11 protein-coding genes and 3 pseudogenes are annotated in these 13,592 nt (G+C 48.4%); 4 read left to right on the top strand and 10 right to left on the bottom strand.

The window, feature by feature from the left end:
- Window positions 1–28 precede the first annotated feature (28 nt).
- A complete protein-coding gene (locus AC6I8V_RS05315) occupies window positions 29–1,024 on the bottom strand; it encodes an O-methyltransferase (RefSeq protein ID WP_497844868.1) in 996 nt (331 codons plus the stop codon).
- The gene (locus AC6I8V_RS05320) at window positions 1,021–2,427 is read right to left on the bottom strand and encodes an ATP-binding protein (RefSeq protein ID WP_497844869.1); all 1,407 of its coding nucleotides are present in this window, start codon (window positions 2,425–2,427) and stop codon (window positions 1,021–1,023) included. Before AC6I8V_RS05320 ends, AC6I8V_RS05315 begins: the two co-directional genes overlap by 4 nt.
- Before the next feature lie 114 nt (window positions 2,428–2,541).
- On the opposite strand from AC6I8V_RS05320, the pseudogene AC6I8V_RS05325 reads away from it, so the two are divergent.
- Window positions 2,542–2,947, top strand: a pseudogene (locus AC6I8V_RS05325) (CatB-related O-acetyltransferase); the annotation flags it as partial.
- A gap of 150 nt (window positions 2,948–3,097) precedes the next feature.
- Here the strand turns inward: AC6I8V_RS05325 and AC6I8V_RS05330 are convergent.
- Window positions 3,098–3,298, bottom strand: a pseudogene (locus AC6I8V_RS05330) (tyrosine-type recombinase/integrase); the annotation flags it as partial.
- Between the two features lie 79 nt (window positions 3,299–3,377).
- On the opposite strand from AC6I8V_RS05330, the pseudogene AC6I8V_RS05335 reads away from it, so the two are divergent.
- Window positions 3,378–4,217, top strand: a pseudogene (locus tag AC6I8V_RS05335) (tyrosine-type recombinase/integrase); the annotation flags it as partial.
- Between the two features lie 91 nt (window positions 4,218–4,308).
- On the opposite strand, the gene AC6I8V_RS05340 reads toward AC6I8V_RS05335, so the two are convergent.
- From AC6I8V_RS05340 to AC6I8V_RS05355, 4 genes are all read right to left on the bottom strand, one after another.
- Window positions 4,309–4,920, bottom strand: coding sequence for a hypothetical protein (locus tag AC6I8V_RS05340; RefSeq protein ID WP_497844870.1), 612 nt, complete (start codon window positions 4,918–4,920; stop codon window positions 4,309–4,311).
- A 628-nt stretch (window positions 4,921–5,548) separates the two neighbouring features.
- Window positions 5,549–5,932: a hypothetical protein gene (locus tag AC6I8V_RS05345; RefSeq protein WP_497844871.1), complete on the bottom strand. Its 384-nt coding sequence runs from the start codon at window positions 5,930–5,932 to the stop codon at window positions 5,549–5,551.
- Between the two features lie 213 nt (window positions 5,933–6,145).
- The gene (locus tag AC6I8V_RS05350; RefSeq protein ID WP_497844872.1) at window positions 6,146–6,277 is read right to left on the bottom strand and encodes a hypothetical protein; all 132 of its coding nucleotides are present in this window, start codon (window positions 6,275–6,277) and stop codon (window positions 6,146–6,148) included.
- A 621-nt stretch (window positions 6,278–6,898) separates the two neighbouring features.
- Window positions 6,899–8,347: an MFS transporter gene (locus AC6I8V_RS05355; protein ID WP_497844873.1), complete on the bottom strand. Its 1,449-nt coding sequence runs from the start codon at window positions 8,345–8,347 to the stop codon at window positions 6,899–6,901.
- 161 nt (window positions 8,348–8,508) lie between these two features.
- Between AC6I8V_RS05355 and AC6I8V_RS05360 the strand changes: the two genes are divergently transcribed.
- Complete coding sequence (locus AC6I8V_RS05360) at window positions 8,509–8,859, top strand: gamma-glutamylcyclotransferase family protein (RefSeq protein WP_497844874.1); 351 nt, start codon at window positions 8,509–8,511, stop codon at window positions 8,857–8,859.
- Between the two features lie 68 nt (window positions 8,860–8,927).
- Here the strand turns inward: AC6I8V_RS05360 and AC6I8V_RS05365 are convergent, their stop codons facing one another.
- Window positions 8,928–10,322 carry an MFS transporter gene (locus tag AC6I8V_RS05365; protein ID WP_497844875.1) on the bottom strand — a complete coding sequence of 465 codons (1,395 nt, stop codon included), beginning with the start codon at window positions 10,320–10,322 and terminating at the stop codon, window positions 8,928–8,930.
- Between the two features lie 61 nt (window positions 10,323–10,383).
- Complete coding sequence (locus AC6I8V_RS05370; RefSeq protein ID WP_497844876.1) at window positions 10,384–11,472, bottom strand: cellulase family glycosylhydrolase; 1,089 nt, start codon at window positions 11,470–11,472, stop codon at window positions 10,384–10,386.
- Between the two features lie 200 nt (window positions 11,473–11,672).
- Here AC6I8V_RS05370 and AC6I8V_RS05375 point away from each other — a divergent pair, with 200 nt between their 5' ends.
- A complete protein-coding gene (locus tag AC6I8V_RS05375; protein WP_497844877.1) occupies window positions 11,673–12,698 on the top strand; it encodes a LacI family DNA-binding transcriptional regulator in 1,026 nt (341 codons plus the stop codon).
- 32 nt (window positions 12,699–12,730) lie between these two features.
- Here the strand turns inward: AC6I8V_RS05375 and AC6I8V_RS05380 are convergent, their stop codons facing one another.
- Window positions 12,731–13,591, bottom strand: a complete 861-nt coding sequence (locus tag AC6I8V_RS05380) for a ketose-bisphosphate aldolase (RefSeq protein ID WP_497844878.1) — start codon at window positions 13,589–13,591, stop codon at window positions 12,731–12,733.
- Between the last annotated feature and the right edge of the window lies 1 nt (window position 13,592).

A 13,592-nucleotide genomic window follows, 5' to 3' on the forward strand; every position in this document is an offset into this window, starting at 1 on the left:
GGGGACAATTTTGTCGACCGCTAAGTTTTCAGAGTATAACACGCCCAAACCAAGGTGTTGTCCGATAATAATCAACAAAATTTTTCATCGATTCAACAGCTTCGCGCTCTTTATCTCCGATCCAATAGCCTAGTTCTTGAACAATGTCTTCATGAGATAAATCTGGTAAACAACTCTCAATGAAAAGTCTTTCCTTTGTTGATAATGCCGGTAGGTCAATATAGTCTTTCTTAGTCCAGGATTTATTAAAGTAAGGCCATTCTGCTAAATTCGCTTCAGTTAATAATTTCTGTTCTTTTTCTGGGTTAATTAAAATCCCGGATAATGTAACCATTTGTTGCCCATCAGAGTAAGAAAAAATACTTAGCGGTAGGAATTTAATACTGTTTGCTCCATTGAGACCTTTATGCACGGCTCTCTGAATACTTTTTATGATTACATTAGGGAAGTGTTTTGGAGTGATATCTGTCTCTTTAATATCATAAGGACAATAATCTTCAGTCAGTATTTCTTTGATTTTATTAAATCTGTAAGTAGGTAGCTCTACTTTTTCTTCATTAGTTGGTTTTCCAAGATTAGCTGGATTGGCATTCATTGTTATTTTAACAATGTCATATTCAGATAGTTTTGCCATCAAAGACTCAATATCTGAAAGTTGATTCGGTATATCATTAAATGATACATAATCAAGCCAAAATATGGTTCTTTTGTCGAAGTTATGTTGAGCTATGAAATCACTTGAATTAGTTGCTTTATCTAAAAAATCAACACATGATACAGGTTTGTTAAATATCTGCCTTTTTCTAACGTTTTCATCTTTCTCTAAGGAGATCATGTCATTAATTTTTAATTCTCTATGTAAATGTTTGAAGTCTTCTAAGAAAGGTCCGCCAAACCCAATGTACTGATAGTCTGAAACGTTAGTCACCTTATTTAATTTTCTTAATAAGTAAATGAAAAGTGATCTTTCGACAGCTTTGTTTTGCCGTAAATGATACGGTATGGAGATTCCAGTTCCCATCATTTAATCTCCTGAAGAAGATAATCAAAACACTTTTCGCCTACCTCATTTGGAGACATGTCTATCTCTCCAAAAAGAAATTCTGACAGTGTTTCGATTTCGGTTACTTTCTTTGAATATCTAATTTGCCTTGTTGGGGTTCCAGTCTTTGGAACTGGTAAGTTTGGTCTGAAAACTTTTCCTCCTGACGCTTTTCTAATGCTGCTCCATTTTTCGCTAGGGAAATCATCATATATCTCTTTGCTTGTTTTAGTTGTGGTCGGGATCTGTAAAATTGTTGATTCAGATTCTTGTCTGTATTTTTTCCATTTATTTGTAAAGGATGTGAATATTTTAAGTCCTTCGCGCATATATTCTTTTACTGTGAGATAAAGATCTGAATTTCCCTCTATGCCTCTTTTAGTCGTAGTCAAAGGTAATTTTGAAGGGTCTGTACTTTCAAATACTACTACACCACTGATTGCAATGAACTGCGTGTGGTACTGTGGAACGCCTGCTTCACCCCATCCTGTTTTTCGACTTTTATCACCAAATAGAACAATACGATCATTACAAATCACAGTCAATCCAGCTCTTTCTGTTGTTGCTTTGCCGCTGTTTAAATCATCCTCTTCTCCCTCAGAAGTAAACCCTCGGTAAAAACCTACACTAAGTTTAATTTTCACCCCATCAATTACATTTTCATATAAGTACGGAGCCATAGCTTCATTTTTGTTAAAAAATGATGGGTCTATTACTAACTTATTAGTGTTTGGTTTTATAGTTATGCCGTTAATTCTTACAGTAAATCCTTTTTCAATTATATAAGAATAATATGAAGAAATAGAATTCATCAAGTCATTTATAAAATCATTCTCATTTGAAAATAACCTAGATATCCCTGGCCTTAATTCTTCTATTTTAATTTCTGTTCCGTTTGATGCTAATTCTCTTAACGGAGGTGTTGTTATTGGTAGATGCCAGTCATCATCAGTTTCTAACCATTCTTTTTTAATGCTTACGGAAAAGCTATCATTTGTTGTTTTTGTTATGATGTCTGATTGAGAACCTATTTTGAATATAGCTCTTTTCATTCCAATCCCATAAACGCCAACTGTTGGTAAGTCTTCATCTATATCTTTTGCTGGTCGTCCCATCCGAAATGCAGATTTTTGAGCTATATATCTAGGGATTCCACCGCAGTTGTCTCTTATAGTAAAAGAATTTTCATTAATATTTATTTCTGTTTGGAATCCAGCATAAGGTGCTTCATTGGTTAAATGGGATTTACCTATTGTTCTAATGGCTCCATCCAAACAATTATCAATCAGGTCTAATATTGCATCAATTAACTCAATGTCTCTAGTGAGCATTTCAACGAAAAACCTTTTTGCGGGGAAAGCATCAACATTTTGAAGTTCTGACATGCTATTTCCTTTCTATATAGGTAACTGTTTAATAGTCTTGACTATATATCATGTTTATGAAAGAGGGAATGGAAACTAACTGGTTTCATGTCTATTAATGAATACTGATCTACCCAATTCATAATGAACGGAGCCAACCACAAACTCTCTGGTTTCTCCACGTTCCCGTTTTATATTTTCGGTAATGGATGGGAAAAATCGATGCCAAAGGCTGGGGATTTGCCTTACAAGGGGGGATACAGTGATTGGTAACGATGTGTGGATTGGGTATCAGGCATTAATCATGCCCGGTGTGAAGATCGGCGACGGAGCGATTGTCTCCTCGCGTTCAGTGGTGACTTCCGATGTACCTGCTTATACGGTTGTGGGCGGTAATCCTGCGAAAGTGATTAAGCAACGCTTTTCAGATGAAACCATAGCGGCGCTGCAAAAGCTGGCATGGTGGGATTGGCCTGTAGAAAAGATCACTGAAAACCTCTCTGCAATAATGTCCAGTGACGTTGAAGCATTTCGCGATTGATGGCTTCTGCTACCAGACGTGTTGAATGTCCCGCTTTTAGCAGTGTGTTTTGTGCGATAACCACTATCGCACAAAACCAGCGGGGGCACTTCCGGGGGCATTAAAAGTAAATTGAACAGGATTTATGATTAAAAATCATCAAATTACGCCTTACCTTTCAATCCTGTAGGGATTTTCCCCATGGGACAGATTTGGGAGACGACTACCAAAAATCGCATCAATTTGCCTCGCATGTTCCGTTAAATGATTCGGTGCCAGGTGAGCATAGCGCTGTACCATTTCTATGCTTTCCCATCCTCCCATTTTCTGCAAAGCCGACAGCAGAACTCCGGCCTGAATAAGCCAACTCGCTCCTGCGGTCACGCTTGCTGAGACGCAAGGAAAGTGCGAAGGAGCGAAAAGATACTGGCAGCCGGTGGTGATCCCGGCGCGGCCTGACTGGTCACAGGGCTATGCTGAAGACATTCTGGAATACCTGCGTAAAGATATTTTTCCCCATATCGGCAAACTGCCGGTCACTGAAATCACACCAATGTTGATGCTGGTGGTACTGCGGAAAATGGAACAACGCGGCGTGCTGGATAAGCTGAAGAAAACCCGCCAGGCGTGTCGGCAGATTTTCACCCACGCCATCGTAACGGGCAGGGCGCAGATTAACCCGGTGACTGATCTGGCGGCGGTGCTGAAACCCCCAAAGCAAAAACATTTCCCTTATCTGCTGAATAACGAGTTAGGCACGTTTATGCGCGCGCTGTGTGGTTATAGCGGCAGCAAAGTGACTCAGTACGCGACGCGGTTGCTGATGCTGACAGGCACGCGAACGATCGAGTTACGCGCTGCTGAGTGGCGTGAGTTTGATTTAAGTAAAGCACTCTGGGAGATCCCCTAAGCACGCATGAAGAAGCGCCGTAAGCATTCCGTACCGCTGTCGCGTCAGGCTGTTGAGTTGCTGGAAGAGATCCAGCAGCTCACCGGGCGCGGGAAGTATGTGTTTCCGGGCAGGAGCAATGCCGGAAAGCCGATGAGTGAAGCCACGATTAATCAGGTGATCAAACGGGTTGGCTATGATGGCCGGGCAACGGGGCACGGGTTCCGGCATACCATGAGTACACTTTTGCATGAGCAGGGGTATAACCCGGCGTGGATCGAAGTGCATGTGGACAGGAATTCGATTCGCGGGACGTATAACCCTGCGCAGTACCTGGATGGGCGGCGGGAGATGTTGCAGTGGTATGCGGATTATTTGGATGGGTTGCGGGATGGGGTTTGATTAAAGGGGAGAAGGTTATGGTAACGGTATATTTTTCTGCGAGATAATTAAGTTAATACAGCCTCATTTCTGAGGCCGTATTTGAAATCACTTAAGGAAGTGACTCGGTTTTTTTATCTTTTGCATACTTCTCAAATAAAGACCTATATTCCTTTATGTCGTTGCTATTAGGATGCTGTTTCCATATAAGTGCTATAACAGTAAACCAATTGTATAAGAAAAATCCTGCTAATGCGGAAAGTGCGACTGAAAATGCTTGAAAATATAGATTTGTGCTTTTCCCATATTCAATTGAAAAGCAGATAAAAAGTGCGAAAATAACTATATGCATCATATGATTTAAATTACTCATCTTGCTTGAGAATGATGCCTTAATGGACTGGAATAGAGTTATTTCTTTGATGTTAAAAAGATAAGGCTGCTTGAGTTCCAGGCGTGAATCGAGCTTGCAAAAATATCCTATAGGTTTGTTCTCTCTTGCCATTATATCTAACAGGTATTCATGGAAAGAATTTTCCCTTATACCTGTAATATGAGAATTTATTTCATTTTTAATAATCTTATAATGTACTGATGACTCAATCTCTTTAGAGGGAAGTTTAGCAAACTCGAGGAGTTCATTTACGCGTGAATCCTTATCTTTGAATATGACTGCTGCAAGTGCTGCTGATGCTCCAACTAAAGCTATAGAAGAAAGTGACATAGTATCCATACCTGTTTGCTAGTTTGGTTATTTGAATGCGATTATCGTATAAAATTTGTTGTAGTCAATCACACAAAGTAATGATGGTCATTCTGATAAACGGTAAATGTGCTGGCAACATCCTGGTCAAAGATTCCTTGTATCTTTAAGTCAAATTTTATCGCGTTTGGGTTTTCAAATACGTCAGTTTAAGCAGTAGTCAATCCATGTATCCCCCACTTTTACCCCACTTAATGACTTACTTTACGTGTAATGTTACTGGTGTGATGATTTCACTGTCGCAAACAACAGCACCTTCTTTCTCATGCTTTTTCGGCCAGCGAGTCATATTTCCGCCATGAAAAATGTGCTGCCCATGGAAGAAAAAAAACCTTTGATACCTTTTTCCCTGATTTTAATCTCTGGCTCTGGCCATGAAATTTCTATTACTAGCCTTACCAGATGTTTGAATGCGACTTACCAGTAGGCAGGGGATGTTTTGTCGCGAGAACCCAATCGGCGTGAACACAACTCAAAAGGCTACGCGAGAAGAGTAAAGAGACAATTACAAAAACCTCACATCCATGAACGCACTCACCAACCTAACTGAGATCGATATGAAAATCCGGCACTGACGCCGGATTTTTTATTAAAATTTACTCCAATATCCTTGTTGGCTGGCATAAGTAGCGGAGTCTCCCATCAGAATCCTGAAGCGTGTACCGTCACTCAACTTTCCACTGCCCGAGCCATTATCAAGATTGACTCCTGTTCTTATCACCTGGGCACTGCCGGTGCGGCCATCGTTACACACAAAGTTAACCTTCAAAACCGGGGATTGTGTGAACTGGTTATAAGTGCCGTTGCAGGACATGCCAGAGAGGTTCTCAACAGCAAAATCACCTCTGATAAGTGAAGCTGTCGCTGTTCCCATTAGTGGTTCTTTTTGATCTTCGGTTTGAACAACCAAAGCCGTTGATACTGAGCATCCTGTAAGAGTCAAAACCATCAAAATGAGTGATAAACGCTTCATGCTGGTTTGTCCTTTTTATGCATAGAATTTTAGAAACATGACATTCAAAAATCCCTTCATCAAACGGTTAAAATTAAAGGGTATTTAAATTTATAAATGTTTGTAGTTAGGGGTGTATTGCTTTGAATATTAGAATGTTTTTTATCATGTCACCGTGCTAACGGGGGCGCGCTTATCCAGAAATAGATGGCCCACAGAAGTGGGCCACGCACATTAGTAGCAAGTGCCACCGGCATGATGAGAGCCTGTGCCGCCATGCGGATGTGTTCCTTTAGGGCAGGCCATAGCAGAAGATGAGAATGCGAATACTGTGATGAGCATGACTAATGCTGCGATCTTTTTCATTTTTATTCCTGTCTTTTATTAAGAAGTGTGTGTAATCCTTGCACGACAATGCTATCAGAATATTCCTATGGCACCATCCTGACAGATGATCAGTGCTATGCGACTTTATCGCCTCCAGCAGCACTAATAGCATCGCTTAATTAGGCAGGCACACGAAATGTTACGGACAGGGATGTGCTCATAGGCCGCCAGCTTTAGGGAAATAGCGGCATTTCATCATCGTAATACACTGGATTTTGTTGGTTCGCAGGACTGTGTTGGTTCACCTTTTAAGAAACATTCCTTTCAAAACAGTTCCATTTATAAATGGAATCAATATACCGACATGTTTTTGCTTATATAGAGAGAATGAAGAGTGGTAACAGCCAATCGGGTTTGGGAGCCATTTTTCTCAACCCGAAGCGAAAGGGTATTCATTAGTGCATTATCCATGCTGGTATCCTCAAATTGCGCCCCCGTCATCTGATACCGGCCATCAATGTGTTCTGAATTTGCAGTTACCTTGATATTCACTTTTACACATTCGCGGTGCGGATTGAGGCAATCACCAGACGTAGCAAGCCAGTCAGGTAAATATGCTGGTACGCAGAGAAAGTACGCATCCATGAGTTACCCTAGCCCCTATTTCCTCCCCTCCGAAACGCTCCTCCCTGCATCCGTCGCCAACCGCGTCATATCCCAAACGCCCACCGCGGTCACCAGCGCAATCACCGCAAATCCCACCCGAAACCCCATGCCGGGTACCATTGCATAGCCCCACTTATCCGCCATTATCGTCCCCAGCCGAATACTCAGTGCTCCCAGCGTCACTCCCAGCCCATTAGCCAGTTGCAGGGACGTGCTAAACAGCGTATTGGCCGAACTCATCTCCTTCGCTGGCACCTCGGCAAAAGCCAGTGAGCTAATCCCGGTAAACTGCATCGATCGACTCAGTCCCCCGAGAAACAACAGCAACAGCGTTATCACCTGCGGGGATCTCGGTGTCAGGAACGCGCAAAATAATAGCGTCAACACACAGGCTACCCCGTTGCCAATCAGCAACTTACGAAAGCCAAAATAGCGGATCAGCGGTGTGGTCGCCGGTTTCATTGCCAGATTGCCGGCAAACACCGCCAGCACCAGCGAACCGGCCTGAAACGCGTTCATGCCGAAGCCTACCTGGAACATCAGCGGCAACATAAAGGGGGCGGAGCTGATGGTGGCACGCAGCAGAAAACCGCCGCGCATGGTGATACGAAAAGAGGGGACAGCGAGTGACGACAGACCAATCAACGGCGTTTTACTTCTCAGCAAATGCCGGATGCTCCAGGCCAGCGTTGCCAGCCCCAGCGCCATCGTCAGCAGCGCGCCCGTCAGGCTCCCCCTTTGCTGGCTGAGCATTTCCAGCCCCGCCACCAGGCACAGCATAGTGGCGCCCGTCGCCACAAACCCGACGAAATCAAACGGACGCCGCTCGTGAGCTGACTGATTCGGCATGATCCGCAGTGCCAGCACGATGGCGATCAGACCGAGCGGCACATTGAGGAAAAAGATCCAGTGCCAGCTGGCGTAAGTGGTAATAAATCCGCCCAGCGGCGGCCCGATAATCGGAGCCACCAGCGCGGGCCAGGTCAGGGTGGCGATAGCTTTTATCAGCTGATCTTTCGGCGTGTTGCGCAGCACCACCAGACGTCCCACTGGCACCATCATCGCGCCACCCACGGCCTGAAGGATGCGCATCAGGATGAATTCGGTGACATTATGCGTCAGGCCGCAGAACAGCGAGGAGAGGGTAAAAATCAATAACGCGAGGCTGAAGACGTTACGCGCGCCAAAGCGCTCTGCGACCCACCCATTCGCCGGAATCAGCACCGCCAGCGTCAGTAAATAAGCACTGATGCCGATGTTGAGATCGATGGCGGAAACACCAAAGGCTTTCGCCATATCCGGCAATGCGGTGGCGATTACGGTGCCATCGAGAAACTCCATAAAAAAGGCGCTGGCAACCAGCAGAGCCAGCCCGGAGATATGACCGGAACGGGAATGTGTCCGTTGTGGGATTTCTTCTTCGGTTGAATCAGATAACGCCATGCGCTGTCCCCGGCATAACAACATCCACTGAAAGGGCAGTGGTGTAACAGGAATGAAAAGTTGTTATACCAAAAAAATCCATTCGTAACCGAATGCTCAAAAGTATCTTTATATTTCCTGCTATCATCAGCCGCACAACATCATGATGAATAGAGGGAATTATGCAATCCACCACCACCGAACGTCTTTTCTCCTACGGCACCCTGCAGCTGGAATCGGTACAAATGGCGAACTTTGGCCGCCTGCTGGCAGGCACATCCGATGCCATGGTGGGGTGGCGCACGGATAGGGTCGAAATTACCGATCCGGAAGTGCTGGCCGAAAGCGGTGAGCGCTTCCATCCCATCGTGCGTCAAAGTGAAAGTCTTAGCTACAGGGTCGAGGGCACGGTGTTCTATGTTTCTCCGGCAGAACTTCTCAAAGCCGATGCTTACGAGGTGTCCGACTACCACCGCATCAACGTCACCCTTGCATCCGGCGACAACGCTTGGGTCTATGTCGCGAAAGTTTAAGCCCTAAACTCAGACTCGCCGCATCGGTCGCCATAGCTGGCGACCCTGCAACTCTTCGGACGGGAGGCTTAGTTCTGCGATACCGGCCTGGTGGTCAGTTCCGGCGTCGCTTCCTCCACCACCGCTGCGCCACGCCGTTCCGCCAGCAGGCGGCAGATCTCGGCATGTTTATCCTCAGTGAAGGTAAAGCGCGACATAAAGCCGAGGCGAAGCAGCGAACCGATGGCGGGCAGCAGGCAGATGCCGAAGAACAGTCCGTTAAGCACCGCATCGCTCTGGCTCTGCGCCTGTGGCACGTAGCCTATCATCGTCAGAAATACCCCAATCAGGCCGCCGCCAACCGCCACCGACATCTTGCCGGTAAAGGTTTGTCCCGAGAAGGTGATTGCCGCGCAGCGTCGGTGGGTGTGGTACTCGGCATATTCGATGGTGTCGGCAATCATCGACGAGGTGAGGATATTGGTCATCATCACAAACAGGGTGCTGAGGCCAAGCAGAATAAACAGCAGCGCGGTGTGCTGGTATCCCGCCACCCACAGCACGCCACGGACCACAATATCCAGCGCGCAGAGGATCATAAACAGCTTACGTTTCTGCATCCGGCGGGTCAGCATCGGCGCCACCAGACAGACCACGGCGGCGATAATCCCCATCAGGCCAATCGCCATTTGCAGGCTGCCGTCGCCGAGGTTGTAAATAAAGAAGTAGATATAAATGCCGTTGGCGACGTTATGGAACACGCAGAAAAAGAACGACAGCAGAATAATAAACAGCGGCTTGTTGTGCTTTAAGTTGCGGAAGGTGTCGCGCATGGTGACTTTTTCCGGGCTGGGTGGCACGCGTTCTTTGATTTGCAGAAAGCCGTTAAGCATCAAGGGCAAACCAATCAGCATCATCACCAGCGCCGCCATAAAGTAACCTTTATCGTTGCTGTAGTGGGCGAAAAAGGCCGCCAGTTTGGGGAAAAAGATATTGGCGCAGGCAATCCCGGCGTTCACGCCAAGCATCGCGGCGGTGACGGCGCGCGTGCGCTGACCGGAGTCATTGGTCATCACCGATGACATCGACCAGAACGGAATATCCGAGATGGCGTACAGCGTGCCCCACAGAATATAAGTCACCCCGGCGTAGAGAATTTTGGTGGTGGTGTCGGCCTCGATTTTATAAAACGCCAGCAGGGTGACGCCGGTAATCAGCAGCGGGGCGATCAACATAAAATGGCGGAACTTCCCGAAGCGGCTGTTGATGGTGTCCATAATGCTGGCGAATAGCGGATCATGGATGGCATCCCAGGCGCGGGCAACCAGGAAAATGGTGCTCGCCGCAAGGGCGGAAATGCCCAGCACGTCGGTATAGAAATAATTAATAAATGAACCCACTAACCCAAAACTAAAACACTGGCCTAAGCCATAGCCAAAATAGGACCACAGCTCGCGGGACGGTATTTTCATGGTATTTGCCATAGTGCGTACCTTCTAAATAACCCAGCAGCGCGCCGCCGGGTTGATGCTGTTATTGATTTTATTAGCGTGCCGGGTGCAGACCAATGCGGCTGAGTTTGCGTACCAGATCCATCTCCGCCTGCGAGAACGGAATGCCATTCTCTTCAAACACATCGTGGAACCACAGACGGCAATAGTCCGTGGTGCTGGTCATCACCACCGGCCACGGCAGCCACGTCTGGGTTTTACCGCGCACCAGTCCCCACTGGTAAGGGGCGACGTTAGCCGCGTGCATCAGAGGCAGCTGTTCTTCGATGGTGCTGCCCACATGGCGCGCCAGCCACTCGGTACAAAATATCGGGCGGCCAGCCTGCTGCAACTGATGAATAATCGCCACCATGCGTGCGGTGTTGGTGTAGGCGTGGAAGCTGATCACATCGGAGAGCGCCAGCGCGGTCTGATCCAGCGGATGCTGATAGAAGGTTTCGTTGTCGCTTTCTGGATCCAGACGCCATGCGCAGACGGTCAGCGGCTGCGCGGGATCTTCTGCGCGCGCCCAGTCGAAGGCGAGGCGCATCAATTCATGCGCGTACGTCTCCAGTTTTTCGTCGTACAGCTCCTCAACCGTGCCGGTGGCGAAGATGCCGCGGTTGCCAGGTTCATTGTAGAGATCCCACAGCAACACCCGTTTATCGTTGCGAAATTCACTTACGATATCGCGGACATAACGCTCGATCTGCGGCCAGCTGTCGCGATCGCAGACTTTAGCGCGACCCGGACTGGCAGCAGCCTGGCTGTTATGTTTGCCGGGAACCGGCGCTTTCTGCGCGCCGAGATAGGGTTCGTCACCGGAAAAGCCACAGTCGTCCATCAGGGTCAACATGCTGCGAAAACCCTGTCCCTCAGCCATCGACAGAAACTGATCAATCCGTGCAATCAATCCATCACGATCGTGCTGCCAGACGATAAACGGCAGGTTGATGCGCAGGGAGTTGTAGCCAGCCTCGGCCGCCCAGCCCAGCTCGCGCTGAATGGTTGCGGCATCAAAGGTTTCTGCCTGCCAGATATCGGTCCAGTTCACCGCCGTTGACGGCAAATAGTTAAAGCCACATAGCCAGCCCTGCTGCTGATACCACGCCTGTGCCTGTTCGCGACTCCACTGCTGTTTCATGGTTTTCTCCTTACTGATAATATTTAGCTAATAAATATTAGTTGTGCGTGAAGCGAGCAAATATCGCAGCGTGAAAAAGAGAAGAGGGTCACAAAGCGGGATGATGTGGCGCACAGAAACGTGATCAAAAGCGCACTGCGCTGCCGAATCTGGCGCAGGAAAGGTATGATGCGGGTTCACCAGACCGTGAGAAAGGGAATATGAAGCGGAAAAATAAGGTCACCATGAACGATATTGCGCGCACCGCTGGCGTTTCACAGGCCACGGTGTCGCTGGTGCTCAACCAGTCGCGCAATATCAAACTCAGCGACGAGACGCGCCAGCGGGTGATGGGCGTCGCCGCTGAGCTGGGCTACGATCGTTTGCCCGCGATTCACTCTCCACGTAATCAGGAAGAGATCGCGCTGCTGGTCAACTCCCTGCAAAGCTATGATCCCTTTATCGATGCCATTAGCCAGGCGCGGGAAGCGGCGTGGCGCAATGAAGTGCTGCTGACGGTTTACGATTTTGGTGATGATAACGAGCTGGCGCTGAACATTATTCGTCAGCTGGAAAAGCGTAATTGCGTGGGGATTATTCTCGCCTCGCCGGTCACGGCGGTTATTGATATGTCGAACTTTCGCAGCTGTACCACATTGCCGCTGGTGCTGCTGAATCAGCGCGACCCGGACTCGCCGCTGCTGCCATCATTTGTCCCGGATGATTATGCCAACGCCTTTCAGGTCACCCGTCATTTGATCAGCCAGGGGGCGAGGCGCATCGCCCATATCACCGGGGAAGAGTGGATGGAAGCGACGCGGCAGCGTCTGGCCGGTTATCAAGCTGCGCTGGCCCAGGCGGGCATCACGCCGCTTGCCGGGTGGGTGCATCAGACCAACTGGCAGTTCAATGAATCCTGGCAGGCCACCGCAGCGCTGCTGGCGCTGGAGGAGCGTCCGGACGCGATTTTCTGCGCCAGCGACTGGCTGGCCATCGGCTGTTATCAGGCGCTGGCGGCCAGCGGGGTTCGCGTGCCGGAAGATATGCTGGTGGCGGGTTATGACGATCAGAAAATCTCAGAGCAGATGACGCCACCGCTCACCAGTATCCCGCTGCCCTATGGCGAGCTGGGGCGGCTGGCGGTGGAATATTTATGTCATGAGGAAGATACCGCAGCGCACGTTACGCTGGCTGGGCGGCTGAAAACGCGACGTTCATCGATCCGCGATGCGGATGACGCGCAATAACGGGCTGCACCTGAGGTGCAGCCGGGTATGCATCAGTGATAAAGCTCCGCCTTACCTACCGATGAAAACAGCTTCATTTTATGTTCAACCACCGCGCGCGCCGACGCCATCGGTTGAATAAACAAACTGCTGGGTTCATGGCTCGGCGACTGCAACGCAGTTTCCAGCGCAACGAAGAAGGCTTTTTTCATATCGCTCGAAATATTGATTTTCCCGACGCCATATTTAATCGACTCCGCCACTTCGCTGTCCTTATTGCCCGAGCCGCCATGCAACACCAGGGGAATGGAGAGGCGCTGCTGGATCTCTTTCAGACGATCAATATCCAGTTTCGGCTGCTTGCCGGGCGGATAGAGGCCATGCGAGGTGCCGATGGCCACGGCCAGCGTGTCCACGCCGGTCTCTTTAACAAAGCGCTCAGCCTGGGCCGGATCGGTATATAAGATCTCGTTGTGTCCGCCTTCGGCACTGCCCTGCGCCACGCCAATGGTGCCCAGTTCGGCTTCCACCGACACGTTCACGGTGTGCGCCACTTCCGTCACTTTGCGGGTGATCGCGATGTTCTCTTCCAGCGGCAGTGCGGAAGCGTCAATCATCACGGAAGTGTAGCCGGTGCGGATCGCACGCATCACCTGCTCCAGCGTCTGACCATGATCCTGATGGATCACCACCGGCACCGTGGCATTGCTGGCCAGTTCACGCAGATAGAGAATAAATGCATCACCGACAAACTCATGTTCATCAGGGTGTACCTCTAAAATCACCGGAGAATGCAGTTTTTCGGCCACCTCAATCACCAGGCGGGCAAACTCCGCCGAGGCAATATTAAACGCCCCCACACCAAATTTATTTTGCTGCGCAACCTGGAGTAACTCTTTCATATTCATCAACATT

The sequence above is a fragment of the Pantoea sp. X-Soil-TKNS-1207 genome, assembly GCF_059730485.1.